Source organism: Yoonia maritima (genome assembly GCF_002933395.1).
Classification (GTDB): domain Bacteria; phylum Pseudomonadota; class Alphaproteobacteria; order Rhodobacterales; family Rhodobacteraceae; genus Yoonia; species Yoonia maritima_A.
This window is the reverse complement of sequence record NZ_PKFN01000008.1, coordinates 131,375-156,021: the sequence shown is the minus strand read 5'-3', so window position 1 is coordinate 156,021 and position 24,647 is coordinate 131,375. Positions and strand designations below refer to the sequence as shown.

General features: G+C 54.1%; 21 protein-coding genes, 2 tRNA genes and 1 pseudogene. 13 read left to right on the top strand and 11 right to left on the bottom strand.

Annotation, left to right across the window (positions count from 1 at the left end):
• The first annotated feature begins 7 nt into the window (after positions 1-7).
• Positions 8-682, top strand: a complete 675-nt coding sequence (locus CYQ09_RS07180; RefSeq protein ID WP_106744756.1) for an imidazoleglycerol-phosphate dehydratase — start codon at positions 8-10, stop codon at positions 680-682.
• Positions 683-756: 74 nt separating this feature from the next.
• On the opposite strand, the gene CYQ09_RS07175 is transcribed toward CYQ09_RS07180, so the two are convergent.
• The 3 genes from CYQ09_RS07175 to CYQ09_RS07165 all read right to left on the bottom strand — a co-directional run bounded on the left by CYQ09_RS07175 (position 757) and on the right by CYQ09_RS07165 (position 1,601).
• Positions 757-831 (bottom strand) — tRNA-Gly (locus tag CYQ09_RS07175).
• Positions 832-966: 135 nt separating this feature from the next.
• Positions 967-1,041: transfer RNA gene (locus CYQ09_RS07170), tRNA-Gly, on the bottom strand.
• Between the two features lie 101 nt (positions 1,042-1,142).
• Positions 1,143-1,601 (bottom strand): Lrp/AsnC family transcriptional regulator, encoded by a 459-nt coding sequence (locus CYQ09_RS07165; RefSeq protein WP_106744755.1) that lies wholly within the window; start codon positions 1,599-1,601, stop codon positions 1,143-1,145.
• A gap of 116 nt (positions 1,602-1,717) precedes the next feature.
• Here CYQ09_RS07165 and doeA point away from each other — a divergent pair, with 116 nt between their 5' ends.
• Genes doeA through CYQ09_RS07150 form a run of 3 tightly spaced genes read left to right on the top strand, consistent with a single transcriptional unit; the run spans position 1,718 to position 5,284 of the window.
• On the top strand, positions 1,718-2,893 hold the full coding sequence (doeA, locus tag CYQ09_RS07160) for an ectoine hydrolase DoeA (RefSeq protein ID WP_106744754.1): 1,176 nt from the start codon (positions 1,718-1,720) through the stop codon (positions 2,891-2,893).
• A gap of 3 nt (positions 2,894-2,896) precedes the next feature.
• On the top strand, positions 2,897-3,892 hold the full coding sequence (gene doeB, locus CYQ09_RS07155) for a N(2)-acetyl-L-2,4-diaminobutanoate deacetylase DoeB (RefSeq protein WP_106744753.1): 996 nt from the start codon (positions 2,897-2,899) through the stop codon (positions 3,890-3,892).
• A 21-nt stretch (positions 3,893-3,913) separates the two neighbouring features.
• Positions 3,914-5,284 (top strand): aspartate aminotransferase family protein, encoded by a 1,371-nt coding sequence (locus CYQ09_RS07150; RefSeq protein WP_106744752.1) that lies wholly within the window; start codon positions 3,914-3,916, stop codon positions 5,282-5,284.
• Here CYQ09_RS07150 and CYQ09_RS07145 read toward each other — a convergent pair.
• From CYQ09_RS07145 to CYQ09_RS07125, 5 genes are all read right to left on the bottom strand, one after another.
• Positions 5,265-5,660 carry a VOC family protein gene (locus CYQ09_RS07145; protein WP_106744751.1) on the bottom strand — a complete coding sequence of 132 codons (396 nt, stop codon included), beginning with the start codon at positions 5,658-5,660 and terminating at the stop codon, positions 5,265-5,267. The genes CYQ09_RS07150 and CYQ09_RS07145 overlap by 20 nt on opposite strands.
• Positions 5,661-6,047, bottom strand: a complete 387-nt coding sequence (locus tag CYQ09_RS07140) for an MAPEG family protein (RefSeq protein ID WP_106744750.1) — start codon at positions 6,045-6,047, stop codon at positions 5,661-5,663.
• 66 nt (positions 6,048-6,113) lie between these two features.
• Complete coding sequence (pyc, locus tag CYQ09_RS07135; protein ID WP_106744749.1) at positions 6,114-9,557, bottom strand: pyruvate carboxylase; 3,444 nt, start codon at positions 9,555-9,557, stop codon at positions 6,114-6,116.
• A gap of 81 nt (positions 9,558-9,638) precedes the next feature.
• Positions 9,639-10,769: an alpha-hydroxy acid oxidase gene (locus CYQ09_RS07130; RefSeq protein ID WP_106744748.1), complete on the bottom strand. Its 1,131-nt coding sequence runs from the start codon at positions 10,767-10,769 to the stop codon at positions 9,639-9,641.
• Between the two features lie 4 nt (positions 10,770-10,773).
• Positions 10,774-11,475, bottom strand: a complete 702-nt coding sequence (locus CYQ09_RS07125; RefSeq protein WP_106744747.1) for a ZIP family metal transporter — start codon at positions 11,473-11,475, stop codon at positions 10,774-10,776.
• Between the two features lie 96 nt (positions 11,476-11,571).
• On the opposite strand from CYQ09_RS07125, the gene CYQ09_RS07120 reads away from it, so the two are divergent.
• Positions 11,572-13,962, top strand: coding sequence for an ATP-dependent helicase (locus CYQ09_RS07120; RefSeq protein WP_106744746.1), 2,391 nt, complete (start codon positions 11,572-11,574; stop codon positions 13,960-13,962).
• Here CYQ09_RS07120 and CYQ09_RS07115 read toward each other — a convergent pair.
• Positions 13,959-14,558, bottom strand: a complete 600-nt coding sequence (locus CYQ09_RS07115; RefSeq protein ID WP_106744745.1) for a LysE family translocator — start codon at positions 14,556-14,558, stop codon at positions 13,959-13,961. The genes CYQ09_RS07120 and CYQ09_RS07115 overlap by 4 nt on opposite strands.
• Before the next feature lie 72 nt (positions 14,559-14,630).
• Here CYQ09_RS07115 and CYQ09_RS07110 point away from each other — a divergent pair, with 72 nt between their 5' ends.
• Positions 14,631-15,083 carry an Lrp/AsnC family transcriptional regulator gene (locus CYQ09_RS07110; protein ID WP_106744744.1) on the top strand — a complete coding sequence of 151 codons (453 nt, stop codon included), beginning with the start codon at positions 14,631-14,633 and terminating at the stop codon, positions 15,081-15,083.
• Here the strand turns inward: CYQ09_RS07110 and CYQ09_RS07105 are convergent.
• A pseudogene (locus CYQ09_RS07105) lies at positions 15,080-15,472 on the bottom strand (group III truncated hemoglobin). The gene CYQ09_RS07110 and the pseudogene CYQ09_RS07105 overlap by 4 nt on opposite strands.
• 365 nt (positions 15,473-15,837) lie before the next feature.
• A complete protein-coding gene (locus CYQ09_RS07100) occupies positions 15,838-16,053 on the bottom strand; it encodes a DUF1127 domain-containing protein (RefSeq protein ID WP_106744743.1) in 216 nt (71 codons plus the stop codon).
• 253 nt (positions 16,054-16,306) lie between these two features.
• Here CYQ09_RS07100 and CYQ09_RS07095 point away from each other — a divergent pair, with 253 nt between their 5' ends.
• The 7 genes from CYQ09_RS07095 to CYQ09_RS07065 all read left to right on the top strand — a co-directional run bounded on the left by CYQ09_RS07095 (position 16,307) and on the right by CYQ09_RS07065 (position 24,640).
• Positions 16,307-17,380, top strand: coding sequence for an Mrp/NBP35 family ATP-binding protein (locus CYQ09_RS07095; RefSeq protein ID WP_106744742.1), 1,074 nt, complete (start codon positions 16,307-16,309; stop codon positions 17,378-17,380).
• Between the two features lie 674 nt (positions 17,381-18,054).
• Positions 18,055-18,585 carry a division/cell wall cluster transcriptional repressor MraZ gene (locus CYQ09_RS07090; protein WP_239495881.1) on the top strand — a complete coding sequence of 177 codons (531 nt, stop codon included), beginning with the start codon at positions 18,055-18,057 and terminating at the stop codon, positions 18,583-18,585.
• A 9-nt stretch (positions 18,586-18,594) separates the two neighbouring features.
• A complete protein-coding gene (gene rsmH, locus CYQ09_RS07085; RefSeq protein ID WP_106744741.1) occupies positions 18,595-19,575 on the top strand; it encodes a 16S rRNA (cytosine(1402)-N(4))-methyltransferase RsmH in 981 nt (326 codons plus the stop codon).
• On the top strand, positions 19,576-19,935 hold the full coding sequence (ftsL, locus tag CYQ09_RS07080) for a cell division protein FtsL (protein WP_106744740.1): 360 nt from the start codon (positions 19,576-19,578) through the stop codon (positions 19,933-19,935).
• Positions 19,932-21,716, top strand: coding sequence for a peptidoglycan D,D-transpeptidase FtsI family protein (locus CYQ09_RS07075; protein WP_106744739.1), 1,785 nt, complete (start codon positions 19,932-19,934; stop codon positions 21,714-21,716). Before ftsL ends, CYQ09_RS07075 begins: the two co-directional genes overlap by 4 nt.
• 12 nt (positions 21,717-21,728) lie before the next feature.
• Complete coding sequence (locus CYQ09_RS07070; RefSeq protein ID WP_106744738.1) at positions 21,729-23,216, top strand: UDP-N-acetylmuramoyl-L-alanyl-D-glutamate--2,6-diaminopimelate ligase; 1,488 nt, start codon at positions 21,729-21,731, stop codon at positions 23,214-23,216.
• Positions 23,213-24,640 (top strand): UDP-N-acetylmuramoyl-tripeptide--D-alanyl-D-alanine ligase, encoded by a 1,428-nt coding sequence (locus CYQ09_RS07065; RefSeq protein WP_106744737.1) that lies wholly within the window; start codon positions 23,213-23,215, stop codon positions 24,638-24,640. The genes CYQ09_RS07070 and CYQ09_RS07065 overlap by 4 nt, the downstream gene beginning before the upstream one ends.
• Positions 24,641-24,647: the final 7 nt, after the last annotated feature.

Sequence of the window (24,647 nt, the reverse complement as noted above, 5' to 3'; positions counted from 1 at the left end):
GAATCCGATGAAAGCTTTGATTATGCGCAGCGATCCCGCTGCGGCGGCGGCAACTGCCCGCGTGTTTGTTGATAAAGGATTTCAAATCCTTTGCGTGGACCGTCACGATGTGGCCTGTGCACTCGTGAAGATGGACTTGATCGATTTACTGGTGATGGATGAAGAGATTGAAGGGAAATTGACCCATTCGGTTGCCCTATCGGGGGAGCGGCACAACCCGTTTATCAGCACCATCTTGCTAACCGACCGTGTCGGTTCTGACATGGATGAACTATACGAACTTATCCCTTGTCTTCACGCATTGGTGGGTCAGCAAACGCCAGCAACTTTGCTTGGGCAGCTTGGCGTTGCTTCCGTGAGCAACAAAGACTTTCTCGCTGTGCGCGCTGCAAGCAACGCGCAGATAGATGTCGCAGAACAAGCCGAGCCCGAATTAACGTGGGCAGAGATCAATTTGGACACGCAAGACCTTGCGAGAAATGATGCCGATATCCCAACATTTAATGATGTCGCTGCATTTACGCCCGCATTAGCAGACCCTGCCATCGTGTTGGATGACGATCACTTGCCTAGGTTCAGTAGACTTGAGCAGTTCGACAACATCACTACCCCGCCGGGACATGTTGCTCATGTCAGTATCATCGGAGGCAGTCGCCCATCTGCAGGTGCTGAACTTCAATAGATATGACGCCTGTTTTTAGACTAGGGAATAACAAAAAGGCCGCCTTTAAAAGGCGGCCTTTTTGTTTGACTAACTGGAGCGGGCGAAGAGATTCGAACTCTCGACCCTAACCTTGGCAAGGTTATGCTCTACCCCTGAGCTACGCCCGCATCCGTTAGTGAGCCGTGATCTACAAAGAGTCGGCGCGGGGCGCAAGGGCTGAAATTAGAAATATGTAAGTCATTTGATTTTTTTTGAATGTAAAAACAAACAAGGCCTCTCGTTGCCGAGAGGCCTTGTTTTGTTGGAGCGGGCGAAGAGATTCGAACTCTCGACCCTAACCTTGGCAAGGTTATGCTCTACCCCTGAGCTACGCCCGCACTCCGTTAGTGGGCGTGATCTATAAAGCAATCGGCCGGGGCGCAAGTGAAAAAAGACATGCCCTTAAGTATTTCTGTGTTTTTACTTTGGCATGTAATTATCAGTCTATGGGGAGTTCGTATGATGCTTTGATGCGATCCATTACAACGGTTGTTTTGAACCCTTTAATATCTTGGTTGTTATAAAAGAAATCACGGGTGAACGCCTCGTAATCGGCCATGTCTATTGCTGTGACTGTTAGGACAAAGTCGGTCTCTCCGGTGACATAGTATGCACTTTGAACCTTGGGGCAGTCACGAACAGATTTTTTGAACCGATCAATAATATCCGAACGCTCGCGTTCCAATTCAACAGATACCAACATTGTTAACGGGCGTCCCATAGCTGCTGTTGAAACTACGGCGATATCACGTTCAATGATTTTTTGATCGCGTAGCCGGTGCAGCCGACGCTGTACGGATGTTGGCGACAGTCCGACGCGCTCTGATAACTCAGCGCTTGTCAGTTGATTGTTGCGCTGTACTTGCTGCAGTATTTTTTTGTCTATTTCATCAATCATGGTTTATTTCTTAGGCGATTACTAAATTTCGCGAAATTTAGGCGGATATTTCTTATGTTTGCAGATAAGCGGCTTAAGATAAAGCTAATATCACCCCGGAAATACTGGAGACCTGAATGCCTCAATTGCCCTTTGGTGCGGCTGAATACGCCGCACGTTTACGTAAAACGCGCCAGGAAATGTCGGCGCGTGGGCTAGATGCGATATTTGTTACCGACCCGTCGAATATGGCGTGGCTTACCGGCTACGATGGTTGGTCGTTTTATGTGCACCAAGGGGTGTTGCTAACTCTTGAGGGTGAACCTGTATGGTGGGGCCGGGCTATGGATGCCATCGGCGCGCAGCGCACGACCTACCTACAGCATGATAATATTGTCGGGTACGACGATACATATGTGCAAAACCCAACCAAACACCCGATGGCGACGCTTGTTAGTATGATGGCTGACCGCGGCGTTGTGACCGGCCGAATCGGATTTGAGTCCGATAACTACTATTTTACCGCTGCGGCGTTCATGGCGCTTCAATCTGGATTGAAGCAGGCTGATCTGGTGGATGTGACGGGGTTGGTAAACTGGCAGCGGGCGGTGAAGTCTGACACCGAGATCGGTTATATGCGTGCTGCGGCACGGATCGTCGAGAAAATGCACGCCGTTGTGCGTGAAACTGCAGAACCCGGAATGCGTAAAAATGATCTAATCGCAGATTTATATCATGCGTCGATTACGGGGGTGGACGCGTATTGGGGGGACTACCCCGCGATTGTCCCGATGGCGCCATCTGGCATGGATGCGACTGCCCCACATCTGTCATGGGATGATAGCCCATTGAAAACAGGTGAAAGCACGTTTTTCGAAATTGCGGGGGCGTATCGCCGCTATCAGTGTCCGCAATCACGGACACTGTTCCTTGGGAAGGCCCCACAAAAGTACATTGATGCAGAAAAAGCTGTTCTAGAAGCAGTTGAAGCGGGGCTTGCGCAGGCCCGGCCGGGTAATCTGTGCGAAGATATTGCTACTGCGTTTAATGGTACATTGAACAAGCTTGGTTTCGAAAAGGATAGTCGCTGTGGCTATGCCATCGGGCTTTCTTATCCGCCTGATTGGGGAGAACGTACGATGTCGTTCCGCGCCGGTGATCAAACAATGCTGGAACCCGGTATGACGTTCCATTTTATGCCAGCGCTTTGGTTGGATGACGGCGGGCTAGAGATTACAGAGCCAATCTTGATCACTGACACAGGCGCTGAGTGCCTATGTACGACCCCCCGTGAACTTGTGATTAAAGACTGATCTATGCGTGATAACCCAATATCCTCGACTGTGAATTTTGGTGCAGATGGCGTGCAGCACGGATACTTACGGCTGCCTTATAGCCGGAACGATAGCGCATGGGGTTCGATACAGATCCCAATCACCGTGATTAAAAATGGCGAAGGCCCACGTGCTTTGTTGACGGGGGCAAATCATGGGGATGAATACGAAGGGCCCCTCGCTCTTGTCTCATTGACGCAGACGCTCAGGGCCGACGACATTACGGGAACCGTGCTAATCGTGCCGTTTATGAACCACCCCGCGTTTCTTGCTGGCACGCGAGTGTCGCCATTAGATGATGTGAACATGAACCGGGTGTTTCCGGGGAGACCTGATGGTAGCCCCACGGAAAAGATTGCGGATTACTTTCAACGCGTGCTGCTGCCGATGGCTGATATCGTTGTTGATTTTCATTCGGGTGGTAAGACGTTGGATTTCTTACCATTCGCGGCGTCGCATGTCTTAAATGATGTTGAACAGCAGGCGCGGTGCAGTGCGGCGCGCGATGCGTTCAATGCGCCCTTCAGTATTGAAATGCGCGAAATAGATGCGCTGGGCATGTATGACGATGCGGCTGAAACGCAGGGCAAAACATTTGTGACCACCGAACTAGGTGGTGGTGGCACGACCACCCCGAACACCGTGCAAATCGCCCGCAAAGGCATTCGCAATGTGCTTATTCATGCAGGCATCATGCAAGGTGACCTCGACATAGCCCCGACACGCATGCTGACCCAACCGGACGATACATGCTTTCATTTTGCCGACGATGGTGGGCTGGTCGAATTTAGCACTGCGCTTGGTGACATGGTCCGTAAGGGCGATGACCTCGCGCATATATGGGACACCCAGCATACCGGACGCGCCCCGCAGACGATCAAAGCGCAGATGGATGGCATTCTTACTGCGCGACATTTTCCCGGTTTGATCCAGCCGGGTGACTGTCTGGCTGTGTTAGCCGTTGAAATCACGGCCTAAGGCCGAAACAAAGGAAGTACGATGTTAAAGAACGACCCGCTTGAACAATGGGACCGCGACAATTTCTTTCACGCCTCGACGCATCTGGCGATGCATGCGCGGGGTGAAACACCAACGCGTGTGATCTCTGGTGCCAAAGGCGTTCATATACAAGATCGTGACGGCAACCAGTTTTTGGATGCGTTTGCAGGGCTTTACTGCGTGAACGTGGGTTACGGTCATCCCGAAATTGCTGATGCAATCGCGGCCCAAGCGAAAGAATTGGCTTATTACCATTCATATGTGGGCCATGGGACAGAGGCATCAATTACGCTTTCCAAGATGATCATGGACCGTGCGCCGGATCATATGTCAAAGGTGTATTTTGGGTTGTCTGGGTCGGACGCAAATGAGACCAACATCAAACTGATTTGGTACTACAACAACATCCTTGGTCGGCCCGAGAAGAAAAAGATCATCTCGCGGTGGCGGGGCTATCATGGCTCGGGTTTGATGACTGGGTCTCTGACGGGGCTAGAGCTGTTTCATAAGAAATTTGACCTTCCGCTCGCGCAGGTGATCCACACCGAGGCACCATATTACTTCCGCCGTGCCGATCAGAGTATGACCGAAGAACAGTTTTCAGCGCATTGTGCCGCAGATCTAGAGGCGCAGATCGAACGCGAAGGTGCAGATACGATTGCTGCGTTTATCGGTGAGCCCGTGTTGGGAACAGGTGGTATCGTGCCTCCGCCTGCGGGCTACTGGGCTGCCATCCAAGCCGTTTTGGATAAGCACGATATTCTTCTGGTCGCGGATGAAGTCGTAACTGGCTTTGGGCGCTTGGGCACGATGTTTGGTTCCGAATATTATGGGATGAAGCCTGACCTGATCACGATCGCCAAGGGCCTGACATCCGCTTATGCGCCACTTTCCGGGTCAATCGTGTCTGACAAAATGTGGAAGGTGTTAGAGCAAGGCACCGATGAAAACGGCCCTATTGGACATGGCTGGACCTATTCGGCCCATCCTATCTGTGCGGCTGCTGGTGTTGCGAACCTAAAGCTGATTGATGATTTGGATTTGGTCACAAATGCGGGGCGGATGGGTGCCTATTTGAATGCCGCGATGCGTGATGCGCTGGGCGATCACGTGAACATGGGCGAAATCCGCGGGGACGGTCTATTGTGTGGGGTGGAGTTGGTAAAAGACCAAGACACTAAACAGGCTTTTGAGGCTGCTGATAAGATATGCCCAACGATTGTGGGTGCGATGGCCGAACAGGGTGTTATTGCACGTGCGATGCCACAAGGTGATATCATCGGGTTTGCGCCACCGTTCTGCATCACTGAAGCCGAGATCGACAAAGTGGTTGATGCCACTAAAAAGGCGATTACGCAGGTTTTGGGTTAAACTGAACGAGGTCCCATCGGTTGCCGAAGGGATCGTTAAATACTGCCACGCGGCCATATGGTTCGTCGCGTGGCAGTTCTTCGAAATGCACGTCTTTGGACAACATTTTGGCATGGTCACGATCAAAGTCGTCTGTCTGCAAAAACAGCCAAACACGCCCGCCACCTTGATTGCCTATCGCGGCGACCTGTTTGTCGCCGACTGCACGGGCCAACAGAAATGCAGTTTCCGCGCCCTTGGGGGCAACCCGTACCCAGCGTTTGCCGTCTCCTAGGTTGGTGTCCTCTAACAGATCAAACCCCATGACATCGACGAAAAACGCAATGCCTGTGTCATAGTCGGGTACCAGCAGGGATAGTAGGGCGAGGCGCTGCAATTAGAATAACGCGCTGATAAGAATTACGAGTGATGCAAGCGCAAGTTGCGCCATAGTAAGCAACATGCCCAGTTGGCGCAGAGGAAAGCTCATGGGGTGTTTCCAGAATGCTGCGGCGTGCGCAACGCGGCCAAAGATGACCATCGCCCCCAACAGATGAACGAGCCAAGTTGCACCACCATTCAGTTCAACCAACCCAAGAAGGATGATGCCCATCGGCGCATATTCCGCACAGTTTGCATGGGCGCGAATATGTTGGCGCATGGCGGGGTTATCTTTGTCACCCAGTGAAATTTTCAAAGCCCGTCGTTGACCGATCACGCGGATCGTCAGGGTTAGGTAAACCAATGCAGTCAACGCACCGTAGATCGCCGTAATCGATGACATGGTGTCTCCTTGTTTGCAGTGCCGGTTTATTCTTTGGGCGACGATTGCCGCCCAAAGGTGCGTGACTTATTCGAGTTCGATCAATAGATCTTTGGCATCAATCTGGCTGCCTGCCTGCACGTGTACCGCTTTGATCACTGCATCGCGTTCAGCGTGGATGCCAGTTTCCATTTTCATGGCTTCAATCGTCAACAGCAGATCGCCTTCTTTGACTTCCTTCCCCGCGACGGCTGCGACAGTAGCAACCACACCCGGCATCGGGGCACCGATGTGATCCGCATTGCCTGCTTCGGCTTTGGGCCGAGAAACCTTTTCGGCGGCCGCAAGGCGATCCATCACACGGATCGCACGTGGTTGGCCGTTAAGTTCAAAGAACACTTTGACCTCACCGTCTTCGTTCATTTCAGACACGGCCTGCAGGCGAATTTCCAGCGTTTTGCCGGGGTCGATTTCGGCAGAAATTTCTTCACCCGGTTCCATGCCATAAAAGAACGTCCGTGTGGGCAGGGTACGCACTGGGCCATATTTTTTGTGGCGGCCCATGTAGTCAAGGAACACCTTAGGGTACATCAAGTAACCGTTCAGGTCTTCGTCATCGATAGTGGCACCTTCAAGCTGCGCTGACAAATCGGCGCGAGTCGCTTCCAGATCAACAGGGGGCAGGGATTTACCCGGGCGCTCTGTGATTGGTTTTTCACCTTTCAGAACCTTCTTTTGGATACCTTCAGGCCATCCACCCGGAGGCTGACCAAGGCTACCGCGCATCATGTCTACGACACTATCAGGGAAGACAACGTCAACCTTTGGGTCTTCGACTTGGGCGCGTGTCAGATTTTGTGAAACCATCATCAGGGCCATGTCGCCGACGACTTTGGATGAAGGCGTCACTTTGACGATATCACCGAACATCTGGTTCACATCCGCATAGGTCTGCGCGACCTCGTGCCAACGTTCTTCTAGGCCGAGGCTACGTGCTTGGGCCTTGAGGTTGGTGAACTGCCCGCCAGGCATTTCGTGAAGGTATACTTCGGATGCAGGGGCCTGAAGTCCGGATTCAAACGCGGTGTAGTGTTCGCGCACCTGTTCGAAGTAGTTGCTGATCTCGCGGATTGCTTTGATATCAAGACCAGTATCGCGTGCGTCGCCGCGCAGCGATTCAACAATAGAACCCAGCGTTGGTTGTGATGTGTTGCCCGAGAATGAATCCATTGCCGCATCCACGCAGTCCACCCCAGCAGCAGAGGCTGCGAGGACTGTCGCGATTGACGCGCCAGATGTGTCATGGGTGTGGAAGTGGATCGGCAGGCCGACTTCTTCTTTGAGCGCAAGGATCAGCGTCTTAGCAGCGGCTGGCTTCATCAAGCCAGCCATGTCTTTTAGTCCCAGTACATGTGCGCCAGCCGCTTCGAGCTCGCGTGCCATACCGACATAGTATTTCAGGTCATATTTTGCGCGATTTGGATCACGAACATCGCCAGTGTAACAAATCGTACCTTCGATCACTTTGCCTGCTTTGCCTACGGCATCCATTGCGACACGCATGTTTTCAACCCAGTTCAGGCTGTCGAACACGCGGAACACGTCGACGCCGGACTCAGCGGCTTGCGCCACAAAGCTTTGTACGACGTTGTCGGGGTAGTTGGTGTAGCCCACGCCGTTTGATGCGCGCAGCAGCATCTGGGTCATGATATTTGGCATTTTCGCGCGGATGTCGCGTAGGCGCTGCCATGGGCATTCCTGCAAGAACCGATAGGCCACATCAAATGTCGCACCGCCCCAGCATTCAACGCTGAACAGTTGGTTCATCTTGGCTGCATAAGCAGGGGCCGCGTTGATCATGTCAATAGACCGCATCCGTGTTGCCAGCAACGACTGGTGACCGTCACGCATGGTGGTGTCAGTGATCAATAGTTGCTTTTGATCGCGCATCCAATCGGCCACCGCCTCTGGTCCGAAATCATCAAGGATATTACGTGTGCCGGGTGTCACATCTGTGGTTGGCTTCACTGGCGGCTTGGGTGGTTTCACGTCCGCAGCAGGACGCGCACGACCAGCTGTTTCTGGGTGACCGTTCACAGTGATATCTGCGATATAAGTCAGGATCTTTGTGGCGCGGTCACGACGCTTGGAAAAGTTAAACAGATCAGGTGTCTGGTCGATGAACTTTGTGTGGTACTCATTGTTCAGGAACGTCGGGTGCTTAAGCAGGTTTTCCACAAACGCAATGTTGGTGGATACGCCGCGAATACGGAATTCACGCAGGGCGCGGTCCATACGTGCGATTGCCATTTCTGGCGTAGGTGCACGTGCAGTAACCTTGGTCAGCAAGCTATCGTAGTAGCGTGTGATGACCGCACCGGAATAGGCGGTGCCGCCGTCCAGACGGATGCCCGGACCTGTCGCCGAACGGTACATCTGGATGCGGCCGTAGTCGGGGATAAAGTTGTTTTGCGGGTCTTCTGTTGTCACACGACACTGCAACGCGTGGCCGTCCAGTTTCACGTCATATTGCGATGCACAACCTGTGGCCTCGACCAGTGATTTGCCTTCGGCGATCAGGATTTGCGCACGCACGATGTCGATGCCTGTGACCTCTTCGGTGACAGTGTGTTCGACCTGAACGCGGGGGTTAACTTCGATGAAATAGAATTCACCGTTGTCCATATCCATCAGGAATTCGACGGTACCGGCACATTCATAGTTCACGTGCTGGCAGATTTTCTTACCCAAATTACACAGCTGTTCACGCTGGGTGCCTGACAGATATGGGGCAGGGGCGCGTTCAACGACCTTTTGGTTGCGGCGCTGAACTGAACAATCGCGTTCCCATAGATGGTACATTTGACCATGTGTATCGCCCAAAACCTGCACTTCGACGTGGCGGGCTTTGATGATCATCTTTTCCAGATAACCTTCGCCGTTACCAAAAGCAGCTTCGGCTTCGCGGCGGCCCTCTAGCACTTTTTCTTCAAGCTCGTCTTCGGACATGATCGGGCGCATACCGCGACCACCACCGCCCCATGACGCCTTGAGCATCAGAGGATAGCCAACTTCGGCTGCTTGCTTTTTGATTTTCTCCATATCGTCGCCAAGAACTTCGGTCGCTGGGATGACAGGAACGCCAGCTTCGATTGCAACGTCACGTGCGCTTGCCTTATCGCCTAACTGACGCATTGTTGCGGCCTTAGGACCGATGAAGGTGATTCCGTTTGCTTCGCAAGCATCTACAAATTCGGGGTTTTCGGACAAAAGCCCGTAGCCGGGGTGGATTGCGTCAGCGCCAGACATTTTGGCGACGCGAATGATTTCTTCGATCGAAAGGTAAGCGGCGACGGGTCCCATACCTTCGCCAATGCGGTATGCCTCGTCCGCTTTGAAACGGTGCAGGCCAAGTTTATCCTCTTCGGCATAGACCGCGACGGTCTTTTTGCCCATTTCGTTCGCTGCCCGCATGATGCGGATTGCGATCTCACCACGGTTTGCGATTAAAATCTTATTAAACTCAGCCATTGCTCTCCCCTTCGCAGTTGCAGCATTGTCGGTCGCTCACGCGGAATTGTCCAGCCCCTATGTTAGCGCTAACGTGTTGCGTTAGAGCCGGGTTTGTTGGATTGCCGCAATGTTCCGCGCACCGATCTGCCCCATGTTGCTGATCATATCCTGACGCAAAATGTCCAACACATGCGCGGCACCTGGTTCACCAAGCGCAGCTAAGCCATAATGGAACGCGCGTCCTAACATCACGAAATCCGCGCCAAGCGCGATGGCGCGCAAGATATCCAGACCGCCTTCGATGCCACTGTCGAAAATGATCGGCAAGGTGGTCGCCGCGCGGATACTGGGAAGAACGTCAATGGTCGCGGGCGATCCGTCGAATTGCCGCCCGGCGTGATTGCTGACCCAGATTGCGTCCACACCTTCATCGGCCAGCCGTGCCGCATCATCGGGGTTTCCGACACCTTTAACGATCAGCGGCCCATCCCAATGATCACGTAACCATTTAAGATAGTCCCAGTCAGGTGAGGTCCGCAGCAAATACCCGATATGCTGGGTCGACGGCAGGGCGGTTTTGATGTTGGAATAGCTTTCCATCAGGCGCAAACGCGGCATCCCTGTTTGGCGAATGCCGTTCAGCCATGCCGGACATTGAGCCGCTTGCATCGCTAAGCGTGGTGTAAGCTTAGGCGGGTTTGTTATGCCGCCGCGCGTTTGACGTTCGCGTCGTGATGCGACGGGCACGTCAACGGTTAGAACGAGCGTGTGGAAGCCGGATTTTTTGGCGCGGTTCAAGATGTCTTTGCGGATTTCTGGGTCGCGGGGCGGATAAAGTTGAAACCACCCTTGGTCGCCCGCATGTGGGCCAACGTCTTCGGGCAGTTGGCTGGCGACCGTGGATAGCGTGTAGGGAATACCTTCTTTTGCCGCGGTGCGGGCAAGCATCTGTTCTGCGCCGGGCCAAACCAGCCCTGACATTCCCACCGGCGCGATCCCGATTGGTAAGGGATATTCTTTACCTAGAAATGTTGTGCTCAGGTCAGGGTCGAATTCACCATGCAGGATAGAGGGTTTGAGCAAAACGTGATCAAGTGATCTGCGATTGCGTTTTTGCGTGGCCTCAACCCCGGTCGCACTATCTAAATACTCCCAAACAAAATGCGGGATGCGTTTCCTTGCACGCGCTTTGAGATCAGCAATGGCCGGGTATTTTGTATGTAATGACAATGTATTATCCGATCACAAGGTGCCCTGTCAGGCCCAGCAGAAACCCTGCAACAGCGCCCAATGCGGGGCGGTGCCGGTTTTCAAGCTTCGCCTGCGGGGCAATATCTTGGAATATAAGGTAAAGGATTGCACCTGCCGCAGTCAGCATGAGCGCACCTGTTATCTGCGGGAAATCGGCAAGCAATTGAAAGCCTGTGACCGCAGAAATCGGCCCTAAAATCGCCAAGCCTACAAAATTGCGTAATACGCGCCCGGAATGTGCGCCAGAATCGCGCTGTTCGCGAAACGCGTTGAAGCCTTCGGGTAGGTTTTGCAGGGCGATCATCATCGCGAGCAGCAATCCGGTGCTTTCACCGCTGGCGATGACAGCCCCCAGAGCAACCGCTTCGGGGATAAAGTCCGACAGCATCGCAACGAGTTGTGCTTTGTGTGATCCGCCGCGCGATAATCGCGCGTCAACTGCAGCCATTCCCACAGCGCCCATCGCGATCCAGAAGATGACTGCGAATGTGCTAAGCGCTTTTTCACCGTCCGGGATCAGAACAAAGGCCACAGCGCTAAGCAGGGCACCGCCACCAAAGGCGATTACGCTATGGCGTAATTCGTTGCGCAACCAGTCGCGCTGAATGTTTTCATTTGCAGCGATCAAGCCCCCTAGGGGGATCATCGCGCCTGCAAGGCTACCGAGAAGAATGACTTGAAACATGTGCAATGCGTAGCTGAACAATTTCAGCAAGGGAAGCTGGGAACATTATGTGAACAAGGCTTTTCCTGCCTGCGGTTTGCGGGTATCGTGTACAGCATGAATGATTTTTCCGAAGAAGACGCCTTTGAGGCAGCGGTTCCACTAAGCCAACGTGCAATGTCTGCGCGTCCGATGCCTTATCTGGACAGCTTGAATCCAGCGCAGCGCGAAGCGGTTGAGACGCTGAACGGCCCTGTCTTGATGTTGGCGGGCGCTGGCACGGGTAAGACAAAGGCGCTGACAACGCGTATCGCTCATCTGTTAGCAACCGGAACGGCACGGCCGCACGAAATTCTTGCGGTGACCTTCACCAATAAGGCCGCCCGTGAAATGAAGTCGCGGATCGGGTCATTGATGGGAGAAGCCGTTGAGGGCATGCCTTGGCTTGGCACGTTCCATTCTGTCTGCGCAAAACTTCTCCGCCGCCACGCAGAATTAGTTGGGTTAAAGTCGAACTTTACCATTCTTGATACAGACGATCAGATTCGCCTAATGAAGCAGTTGATCGAGGCCGCTGGCATTGACGCAAAGCGTTGGCCGCCCCGGATGCTGTCCGGCATTATCGACAATTGGAAAAACAAAGCATGGACGCCTGATAAGGTGCCAGTCGCAGATAGCGCTGCTTTTGATCATCAGGGTATCGCGCTTTACACGGCCTATCAGAAGCGCTTGCGCGACCTGAATGCTGTCGATTTCGGCGACATTCTTTTGCACATGGTCACGATTTTCCAAAAACACGAAGACGTGCTGGATCAATACCAACGCTGGTTCCGCTATATTCTGGTGGACGAGTATCAGGATACGAACGTTGCCCAATACCTGTGGCTGCGCCTGCTCGCGAGCAGGCATAAAAACATCTGCTGTGTCGGTGATGATGACCAGTCGATCTATGGCTGGCGCGGTGCAGAGGTGGGCAACATCCTACGGTTTGAAACTGACTTTCCCGGCGCGCATGTTGTCCGTCTAGAAGAAAACTATCGTTCAACACCGCATATTCTGGCTGCTGCCTCTGGTGTGATCGCTGCCAACAAGGGGCGTCTGGGTAAGACGCTGTTTACGTCTCGTGAAGATGGCGAAAAGGTTCGCCTGATCGGTCATTGGGATGGCGAAGAAGAATCCCGTTGGGTTGGAGAAGAGATTGAAGCGATGCAGCGCGGCACGCGTGGCATGTCGCCACTGGGGCTTGATAGCATGGCAATCCTTGTCCGTGCGTCGCATCAGATGCGCGCGTTCGAGGATCGTTTTCTAAGCATCGGTTTGCCGTATCGCGTCATCGGTGGCCCGCGTTTCTATGAACGTATGGAGATCCGCGATGCGATGGCCTATTTCCGGCTCGCGGTCAGTCACGATGATGATCTCGCGTTTGAGCGGATCGTGAACACCCCAAAACGCGGCCTTGGCGATAAGGCTGTTCAGACCATCCAGCGGACTGCACGCGACAACGGTGTGTCGCTGGTCGAAGGTGCGCGGCTTGTTTGCCAAGGCAAATTGTTGGGCGGTAAGGGGCTGAAAGAGCTCACAATTTTGGTTGACGGGCTTGACCGTTGGCACGCGCAAGTGCGTGCAGAGGCAGACACGCATGTTGAACTGGCCGAGATGATTTTGGACGAATCTGGCTACACCGGGTTTTGGCAAAACGATAAAACACCAGAGGCACCGGGGCGGCTCGAAAACCTGAAGGAACTGGTTAAAGCGCTTGAGAATTTTGAGAACCTGCAGGGTTTCCTCGAACATGTCAGTCTGATCATGGACAATGAAACAGAAGAGCAGGGCGAGAAGGTCAGCATCATGACGCTTCACGCGGCCAAAGGTCTTGAATTTCCAGCTGTGTTTTTACCCGGTTGGGAGGATGGATTGTTCCCGTCCCAGCGGTCCATGGATGAAAGCGGGCTGAAGGGATTAGAGGAAGAACGGCGGCTGGCCTATGTCGGTATCACGCGGGCCGAGGAATTGTGCACGATTTCATTTGCCGCGAACCGACGAGTTTACGGGCAGTGGCAGTCGCAGCTGCCGTCGCGCTTCATCGACGAATTGCCTGAACAACACGTAGAGGTGCTGACGCCTCCGGGATTGTATGGCGGGAATTACGGTGCGGCGGGCATGTCTGCCAGTGCGTCACCTGCGATTGCAGGGGCGGCGAAATCCACGCTGCACGAGAAAGCACATTCCGCTGATGTCTACGATTCGCCGGGTTGGAAACGTCTGCAAAGCCGTAGCCAACAGCGCGGAACGTCCGCGACGCCGCGCGCGCAAAGCGTCACGATTGATCTAGAGGCCGTCAGTGCCTTTACCGTCGGTGATCGGGTGTTCCATCAGAAATTCGGCTATGGTGAATTGATGGGGATCGAGGGCGATAAGCTTGTGATCGAATTTGATAAGGCCGGGTCAAAGCACGTTGTCGCACGCTTTATTGTGGCGGCTGATCAGGCGGATGACATTCCGTTTTAATGGGTTAGAATCGGATAGAGCGATGCGACAAGTAAAAGCGCCATCGTGATGTTAAAGATACGGAGCCTGGTTGACGTGCCGAGCCAACGTCTGACCTGAACGCCGATCCATGCCCAGACCGAAACCGAGGGTAGGTTGGTCGCCGCAAAAACGCAGGCCACAATGAGCGAGCCAAAGAAAATGCCGCGATCTTGTGGTGCGTACCCGCTGATTGCGGTGATCGCCATCGACCATGCCTTTGGGTTTACCCATTGAAATGCGGCGGCTTGCAGGAAGGTAAAGGGCTTACCAGTAGGGGCTTTGTCGCTTGGCGGAGCCGCGTTCGCGATTTTCCACGCCAGCCAAAGCATATAGGCCACGCTCAGCACCTTGAGAATCGTGTTGAGCATGGGGAATTGTTCGAAAAGCTGCAAAAGAACCAGCCCAACGACCACGACCATAAACGCATGACCCAGAGAAATACCGAACATATGTGGCAGGGTGCGCCGCAATCCATAATTTGCGCCTGACGCGATCAGCATCAGGTTGTTTGGACCGGGAGTGATTGACGTCGCAAACGCGAAGCCAATCAAAGCTGTTAAGATTTCGTGATTCATCGCACAATAATGCACGAAGAATCACGCAATGAAATTTTTTATTGTGTGGCGTTTGTGAAAACGTAGCAACGAATGGCGGCTATGGACTCAATTAACGACAAGATATTGCGCGTCTTGGCGCACGATGGTCGCATTAGCAATTTGCAGCTGGCTGATCAGGTCGGGCTGTCGCCTTCTGCTTGCTTGCGGCGTGTACAAGAATTGGAGCGTACCGGCGTGATACAGGGGTATCGCGCCAGATTTGACCCCGCCCAGGCGGGGCGTGCCTATGTGGTTTATGTAGCTGTCGGATTAGCGGAACATACCAAAGCCGCGCAAGAGGGGTTTGAACGCGCGATGGAAAACGCGAATCAAGTGGTTGAATGCCACAATGTCGCTGGTGCGTTTGAATATATGCTGAGGGTCGAGGTTGCCGATTTACCTGCTTATAAAGCGTTTCATACCGAAATTTTGGGAACCGTGCCGCATGTCCGGTCGATCACAAGCTATATGGTGATGGGCTCGCCAAAGGACACGCGCGCCTAGGTTAGTTTAGGTGGGCCATCTGTAGGTTCAACGCCGTATCGTAAACCGCGTCCGATACGGTGGGCCAGTGCCGACCAAGATACGGCGGTGTCGGTCGGAAGGTTTTCGCTAAGGACCATATCGAATATCCCCAGCCAAATATCAAAATGTTCAGGGCGTACATTTCCTGCCCGCATGTGCGCCTACATTGGATTGCCGTCATAGCTCCGTTCAAACAGGATCGCATTCCGCCAAAAGCCTGCGATTTTGGATTCGTGGCTGGGCCAATCAGAGACGTGTTTCGCAAAGACTGGCCCAACCTCTGGGTTCGCACGGACGGCAGCATAGAACTGATTCACGACTAATGTGATTTGATCAGCAGTGATTGGAAATCTGGGAGGCATGCTCATGCTACATGTCTATCGGTCAAAACCGCTGTGCTGCAATTGTGGAATATCGTTTGCGCATAAAAAAACGGTCATGCCCGGGAGGAGGTGGGCATGACCGTCTCTATAATCAGCGCCTGCCTGCTCTGGGAGGAGAAGAGCGAGGCGCTTCCTCGCGGGCGTTGCTCGGGAGGAGGTGAGCGCGGCCTGCGGTATGATCGGTTCCGCCGGGAGGAGGTGGCGGTTCCGAAACTGGTGTAAAGTGGCGACATCCGGGAGGAGGTGAATGTCGCCACCTTATGTGTGACCCAAGCTCAGGGAGGAGGAGGAGCGTTGGGCCGCTTCAGAACTGTCTTTTCAGGGAGGAAGCGACAATTCCGATCTCGTTATTACTTGCCGTATGCTGCTTCTAGAGCGATACGTTTGATTTCTGAACGACCTAGGCCAAGATCAGCCAGTTCGCGGTTGCTAAGAGCTTCAAGCTCGTTAACTGTTGTTGTGTATACTTTGCGGTTTGCCAGTTTCTGAGCGATCTCAGCGCGGAAAGCGGAGAAGCGTGCTGCAAAAGAAGCGCCAGCGAATTGTGTTTGTGTTTGGTATGTCATGTTACTTACTCGTCTATCTCATTACATCGTTGCGACCCGTGTCGCTTTGGTTGTCCTCCTTATGAAGGATTATGCTGCAGCTGCACAACGGACGATTGGTCATTGCTGCTATGCAGAAAATGCATAAGCATCCCTGACCTAACGTCATCAATCTGTAGTATTCCTGTGCAGATCGGCCCTAGGGCTTGTGGTTTGCATAAAACGTGCCAGATGTTGGTCACGAAATAGACGCTTTATAAACAAGGGGCCTGCTATGGCGATTACGCGTGATGAAATTCTAAGCGAACTTGCGCGGCTGACCTTGCCGGGCGGTGAGAATCTGGTTTCGCGTGACATGATCCGGGCGTTAACCATCGAATCTGGTGTCGTCCGTTTTGTGATAGAGGCCGCAGATCCGGCAGAGGCGGCCAAAATGGACGCGATCCGCGTTGCGGCCGAAGAATTAGTGAAGGGCATTGATGGTGTTGATTCCGTGTCTGTCGTTTTGACAGCGCATGGGCCAGCACCCAAAGCACCCGAAGCACCATCGTTGAAAGTGGGCCGTCATCCGACACCGCAGGCTGGCCCTGCATCTGTTCCGGGTATTGACCGTATCTTGGCGGTCGGATCCGGCAAGGGTGGTGTTGGCAAGTCTACCGTATCCTCTAATTTGGCCGTGGCGCTGGCCCGCGAAGGGCGCCGCGTGGGTTTGTTGGATGCAGATATATATGGCCCCAGTCAGCCACGCATGATGGGCGTCAATAAGCGCCCGGCCAGCCCCGACGGCAAAACCATTATTCCACTGCAGGCGCATGGCGTCACAATGATGTCGATTGGTTTAATGGTGGACCCGGACAAAGCTGTCGTATGGCGTGGCCCGATGTTGATGGGCGCGTTGCAGCAAATGTTGGGGCAGGTGGAATGGGGCGCACTGGATGTTCTAATCGTTGATCTGCCGCCGGGTACGGGTGATGTGCAGCTCACATTATGTCAAAAGACTAATTTGACTGGCGCGGTCGTGGTGAGCACCCCGCAAGATGTCGCGCTCATTGATGCGCGAAAGGCGATTGATATGTTCAATACGCTTAAGACGCCTGTCCTTGGCCTGATCGAAAACATGTCGACGTTCCACTGCCCGAATTGCGGTCATGAGTCCCATATCTTTGGTCACGGCGGTGTCGCGGCTGAGGCGGATAAGATGGGCGTGCCTTTGCTTGGGGCTTTGCCGATTGATCTTGATACGCGACTTGCTGGTGATGCGGGTGCGCCAATCGCTGCGGGCGATGGTCCGATGGCCGATGCTTATCGGCTGCTTGCCCGGCGGTTCATTGATGGTGGGATGGCTTAGCGCCAACACTAAGTCACTATATCTGTTAGTTTGGGCGGTGAGCATGTTGCTTTGCCGCCCTTTTTGTCTGGGGTGGCGGTTCTGTGACCAGAATACCACGGCAGTTGTGGCATTCGCGAGGGTGGAGCTGGGAAACTATGGAACCTATCTGCGATTCGGCGATAGGGGCGGATTTACGCGCTCTTGAATGAATTACATGTCTGATTTTTCATTCACTAAACCCAATGGCGCGACGAATTAGTCGTGCGGGTGGAAATTTATGGAACTTTTTTGTCAAAGCTCGTGGCACAATATGTTGTGCCTATATTTTCTCTGTTCGCTACAATTTCTGTAAAAATCGCGCGATTCGGGGTGAGGCTCAATTGTTGATGGGCGGAATTCCCCATGTGGTTCCATGAATTCCCAGAAAACTGTTGATCGCATCGCGTTCTGCTGTCAAAACAGTTGCACGGTAACGGCGAACACGACTTCAAACGGGGCGCAAAAGAACCCCAACCGGCAAAAGCAGGTTTCATACAGGCTTCGTCATTTCCGAAAGCAGATCCGGCGCGTGAGCGAGCAGACATCCCCCCAGGTGGCACGCGCAGTCGGACTTTTCCCCCAACGTGGGGCAAGGCGGCGGATTGTGCAGTGGCAGCAGCGCAATTCGCCGTTTCTACATTTAGGGCCGCATTTTGCGGCGTAAGTACAAGGTAAAGGGCCGAGGGACAGTGGTTCTAAGTTTCACAGGCGAACACACCCAAAAGGTGGACAGCAAGGGGCGCATGTCGATCCCGGCTGATTTTCGTCGTGTGCTTGAAGCTGGTGACCCTGAATGGACGACTGGTCTGTTCCCGCGTATGTACCTTTTGTACGGTGACCACCTGAAAAACGAACTTCACGGTTATACTGTTAACGAATTCACCGCTTTGGTCGATCAGATCAATGCGATGCCGCGGGGTTCCGCGAATAAGAAGAAACTGTCGCGTTTGATTATCGGTCAGTCCATCAAGTTGGACGTCGATAAGGATGGACGCACAGTTATGCCGATCAAACAGCGTCAAAAGCTTGGCTTGACTGATGGTGAGCTTAAGTTCAGCGGTCTTGGCGATCACTTTGAAATTTGGAAAGCCGAAACATACGCCGAAGAAATCGTGGATGATTTGACTGGCTGGCTGGATGAACAGGGCGAGGACTTTGATCCGCTAAGCCTTTTGGACGATTAGGGGATTACGATGTCAGCTGCCTCCGACGATAAACCTCATATTCCTGTTCTGATTAGACCGCTGATTGCAGCGGTCTCTCCTGTTTCTGGTGTCTGGCTTGATGGGACCTTTGGCGCTGGGGGCTATACCCGTGAATTACTGGCGGCGGGCGCTGATCAAGTCATTGGAGTGGACCGTGATCCACTGGCATTTGAGATGGCGGCAGAGTGGGCCGATGCCTATGGTGACCGGATCAAGATGCAGCTTGGTACGTTTTCAAAGCTAGATGAATATGCATCCGACTTGGATGGTGTGGTGCTGGACCTTGGCGTCAGTTCTATGCAACTTGACCTGGCAGAGCGCGGGTTTTCGTTCATGCGCGACGGGCCGCTGGATATGCGGATGTCGCAAGATGGGCCTTCGGCGGCTGATCTGGCAAACAATGCTGACGAATCTGAACTTGCCGACATTATCTTTTTGTATGGTGAAGAACGTGCATCGCGGCGTATCGCGCGTGCGATTGTCGCTGCGCGTCCGCTAACCACAACTTTGCAATTGGCGAAGGTTGTTGAAAGCTGCTTGCCCCGTGCAAAGCCAAATCAGTCACACCCGGCGACGCGCACCTTTCAGGCGCTGCGCATTGCGGTGAACAATGAATATGGCGAATTGGCCGAAGGGTTGATGGCCGCAGAACGCGCGCTGAAGCCCGGTGGTCAGTTGGCTGTCGTGACGTTCCATTCCGTCGAAGACCGCATGGTTAAACGTTTCTTGCAGGCGCGTTCGGGCAACACGGCAAACGCTAACCGCTATGCGCCCGAAGTCGAACAAATCACCCCGGCGTTCCGTATCGAAAAGCGCAAGGCGATCGGTCCAGACGCCGAAGAATTGGCGGAAAACCCACGTTCGCGTTCCGCCAAATTGCGTGTTGCGATCCGTACTGATGCCCCGGCGCAGGATATTGATCCCGCTGAGCTTGGGATGCCAATGAAAAAGAAAAAGGGGGGCAGGTAAGTGCGTGGTGTTTTATTTGTTGTCGCCGCTCTTGCAGTAATGGGGTTGGCCTTTTGGGCCTATCAAGAAAACTACAAAACGCAGGCGACTATCCGCGAAGTCCGTGAACTGCACGCGCAAATCGGCGCGTCGCATGAACGGCTTAGCATGTTGCGGGCAGAATGGGCCTATTTGAACCGCCCTGATCGTCTGGCTGACTTGGCAGAGCTGAATTTTGACCGTTTGGGTCTACTGCCGATCATGCCTGATGCCTTTGGTCGTGTTGATCAGATTATCTATCCACTGCCGCCGATCTTGCCGATTACGAACCCGATTGAGTTGTCGAGCGATGCGTTTCAAAGCGTGGAGAACCCGCTATGACCCGCACGCCGCTACGACCGCTGGCTCGGATTTTGAAAGCGCGGGAAACCGGCGAAAACCCTGATGTGATTGAAGCCGAAATTCGTGCCAAGCGTCACGAGGAAATGCACGACAAGTCCCGCCAGCGCGCCGAAGGGCGGCTGTTGGTGTTGGGGCTTGCGTTTTTTTGCGCATTCGTCACCATTGGCGGGCGTATGGGGACGCTCGCATCGTCAGTGCCCGAAGAGCCGCGCGCGACGACAGTCGGAAACCCGATTATCGGGCAAAGATCTGATATTGTTGATAGAAATGGGCGTCTGTTAGCGACGAACCTTGCGACACATTCGTTGTACGCGCACCCCCGTGACATGGTCGATCCAGCCAATGCTGCGAGCAAGCTAGCCGCGATCTTTCCTGAACTGGACGAAGCTGAATTGCTTGCTGATTTTACGGGCGAGCGAAAATTCCTATGGATTCGTCGTCAGATCAGCCCAGAGCAGATGCAAGCGGTACACGATATCGGTAGCCCGGGGCTGCTGTTTGGCCCGCGCGAAATGCGGCTTTATCCAAACGGCTCTGTCGCCGCGCATATCTTAGGTGGTGCCAGCTACGGTCGCGAAGGCGTAGCAAGCGCAGAAGTGATCGGTGTCGCTGGTGTTGAACGTCAGTTCGATGGTTTCTTGCGTGATCCCGCAAATGAAGGCGCACCGCTTGAGCTGTCGCTGGATTTAACCGTGCAGGCGGCATCTGAACAGGTGCTTGCTGGCGGTATGTCTATCATGTCGGCCAAAGGTGCTGCGTCCGTCTTGATGGATGTGCACACCGGCGAGATCATCTCGATGGTGTCGCTGCCTGACTTTGATCCCAACAACCGGCCACGCGTACTGACGACTGGTGATCAGTCTGACAGCCCGTTGTTTAACCGTGCCGTGCAGGGTGTTTACGAGCTTGGGTCTACCTTCAAGATTTTCGCAGTCGCGCAAGCGATGGAGCTGGGCCTGATCAACGCTAACACAATGATCGACACCCAAGGCCCGTTGACTTGGGGGCGTTTTCGCATTCGCGATTTCCATGATTATGGTCCGGAGCTGACAACAACCGATGTCATTGTCGAATCATCAAACGTTGGAACAGCACGTATCGCGATGCAAATCGGTGCAGATCGGCAGCGTAATTTCTTGGGCTCGCTGGGGTTTCTGGAGGCCACGCCAGTTGAAATGGCCGAAGCGGCATCTGGTAAACCGTTGCTGCCGCCACATTGGTCCGAGATTTCCGCGATGACCATTTCTTATGGTCATGGCCTGTCTTCATCGCCTGTGCATCTTGCAACGGCTTATGCGTCGATTGCCAACGGTGGGTATCGTGTAGAACCAACATTGCTGCGCACTGATGCAACCGAAGTTGGCCCGCGCATCCTAAGTTCGGCTGTCAGCCAAAGCGCAATTCATATGCTACGCCAAGTGGTTGTTCGTGGGACTGCATCCTTTGGTGATGTAGCTGGTTACGAGGTTGCAGGTAAGACAGGCACAGCTGATAAGCCGCGGGAAAACGGTGGCGGCTATTACGATGATAAGGTCATCGCGACATTTGCGTCCGTCTTTCCTGCGAGCGATCCGCAGTATGTTTTGATCGTCACATTGGATGAACCATCTGTTTATACACTGGGCGAAACGCGCCGCACTGCAGGCTGGACAGCGGTGCCTGTTGCCGCGGAAATGATTCGCCGAGTTGCTCCTTTGTTAGGGTTGCGGCCACACGTGGATACGCCGCAATCCGTCGGTGTAACACTCACCTCAAACTGATCGGGGTCGACTATGAAAACACTGGCTGAACTGGGGCTGACGGCGGCAAACGGGCGCGAGGTCCAGATCACGGGGCTGACTGTAGATAGTCGCAACGTAAAATCTGGAAACCTGTTCGCGGCTTTGCCCGGCGCCACGGTCCACGGCGGTAATTTTATTGCAAAAGCGATTGAGCTGGGCGCAAGCGCCGTGTTGACGGATGCCGCTGGCGCAAAGATTGCGGCTGATGTTTTGGCTGCGTCAAATGTTGCAACCATCGTCGCTCAAGACCCGCGCCAAACGCTGGCGCAAACCGCATCCCTTTGGTTCGGGGCGCACCCCGGCACGGTCGTCGCCGTGACTGGCACCAATGGTAAAACCTCGGTTTCGACTTTTTGTCGTCAAATCTGGGAGGAGCTGGGTCTGTTCGGTGTGAACCTAGGCACCACAGGCGTCGAAGGCGCTTGGACCCATCCGCTCAAACACACGACACCAGAACCGATTACATTGCACCGCGTAATGGCCGAGGCCGTACAAAATGGCGTCACCCATGTCGCGATGGAGGCCTCTTCGCATGGCCTAGACCAACGCCGGTTGGATGGCGTGGTTCTTGCAGCTGCTGGATTTACGAATTTCACACAAGACCATTTAGATTATCATGAAACCTTTGAAGCCTATTTCGAAGCGAAGATGGGTTTATTCACGCGCGTATTGTCAGAGGACGGCGTGGCAGTGGTAAACCTTGATGATCCCAAAGGACCAAAGGTAGCTGAAATCTGCACAGAGCGGGGTCAAGAGGTGATTGGTGTCGGGCGGCATCCGTCGGCGCGTTTGCGTTTGACTGGCCAACGGTTCGATGCAACCGGACAAGATTTGTTGTTTGAATGGCAAGGCAAAGCGCAGCAAGTGCGGCTCGGTCTGATTGGTGGGTTTCAGGCGGACAATGTGTTACTTGCCGCTGGCTTGGTTATCGCTGCTGGTGCTGAACCTGCGGACGTTTTCGATACGCTACCGCATCTTGGTACTGTGCATGGCCGGATGGAGCTTGCCGCGACACGCGAAAACGGCGCAGCTGTCTTTGTTGATTATGCACACACGCCTGATGCCGTTAAAACTGCGCTAACAGCGATGCGCCCGCATGTCATGGGCCGCATCATTGCGATTGTTGGCGCAGGCGGGGACCGCGATACAACTAAGCGTCCCTTGATGGGGGCCGCTGCTGCGCAGAACGCCGATATTGTGATTGTTACAGACGACAATCCACGTTCAGAAGATCCGGCAAAAATCCGTGCTGCGGTCGTGGCAGGCGCGCTCGACGCAGGCGGCGCGGACCACGTGACCGAGGTTGGCGACCGTGCCGAGGCGATTTTGCGTGCTGTTGATATGTTGCGTCCCGGTGATGCGCTCTTGGTTGCTGGCAAAGGTCACGAGACAGGTCAGAGCGTGGGCGACTCTGTTTTGCCCTTTGATGACGTCGAACAAGCAAGCATGGCTGTCGCGGCGCTCGAAGGCAAAATATGACCGCGCTTTGGACCGGCGAAGATGTTGTAGCTGCCACAGGCGGCCACGGCCCTGACGATTGGTCTGCCACAGGTGTGTCTGTCGATACGCGTACATTGCGCAAGGGCGATTTATTCGTCGCATTGAAGCACATCGCTGATGGGCACGACTACGTCACGGCCGCGTTTCAAAAGGGTGCTGTCGCTGCAATTGTTTGCCAAGCCCCAACTGGTATGCCTGCCGATATGCCGCTTGTCATTGTGCCTGACACGCTTCGGGCGCTTCGTGATCTGGCGCGTGCGGCGCGGTTTCGGGCAAAGGCGCAGATCGTCGCGGTCACGGGTTCGGTTGGCAAGGCCTCGACCATTGGAATGCTGCGCGTTATGCTTTCGGGGCAAGGCAAATGCCACGCGCCCCAGGCGTCATACGTTAACCAATGGGACGTTCCCCTTAGCCTTGCAACGTTGCCGCCGGATGCGGATTTCGCGGTGATCAAGATTGGGGCACGCCGTCCGGGTGACATCGGACCGCTTTCGCAGCTGGTTCAGCCGCATGTGGCCGTGGTCACGCGCGTTGCCCCCGAACACTTAGAGGCATTCGGGAGCATCACCGCAATCGCACATGAAAAGGCATCTATCTTTGATGGGCTTGGCAAAGACGGCGTCGCAATCTTTCACGGAGATGACGAGACTGCGGTGCATCTGCGTGCGGGCACTGGAAAAGGCCAGCCCACCAGTTTTGGCAAGGCAGGCAATGATTGGGCGCTACGCAATGTGCGGCTAAGCCGGGACGTGACTGTCATTCTGGCGAACGGGCAGGGGCAGGACTATTTGTTCAAGCTGTCAGTGCCGGGGCGGCATTTTGCTGCAAATGCGTTGGGGGCGCTTGCCGCGGCGACGGTGCTGGGTGCTGACACGGTTGGCGCAACCCTTGACCTTGCGCATTGGGTGCCTTCGGCGGGGCGCGGCACGCGCGAACGGATTGTGCTTGATCCTGCGAATGATGGCGAAACGATTGAATTGTTGGATGACGCGTTTAACGCCAATCCAACATCGGTTGATACCTCGCTCGAAGTCATTGCTGCCTCAGAACCTCATGATCACGTTGGCCGCATTATCAAAGGTCGGCGGGTTGTTATCCTAGGTGACATGAGCGGCCTAGGCCCAAGTGCCGCGCAATTGCATGGTCGCCTCGCGCAAAACTGTCATCTTCAAAAAATGGATCAGGTCCATTGTGCTGGTCCTTTGATGTATCACCTGTGGCGGGTTTTACCGCAACACCAACGCGGACAGTGGGCCGAAAGCCCAGCCGATTTGGTGCCGCAAGTTTCACGGCTTTTGGATGCAGGAGATGTCGTACTGGTGAAAGGGTCGGCTGACAGTGAAATTAGCCTTGTCGTTGACGCCATCCGAAAACTGGGGCATCGCCGCCCCCAAGAAGAATAGGAATTCC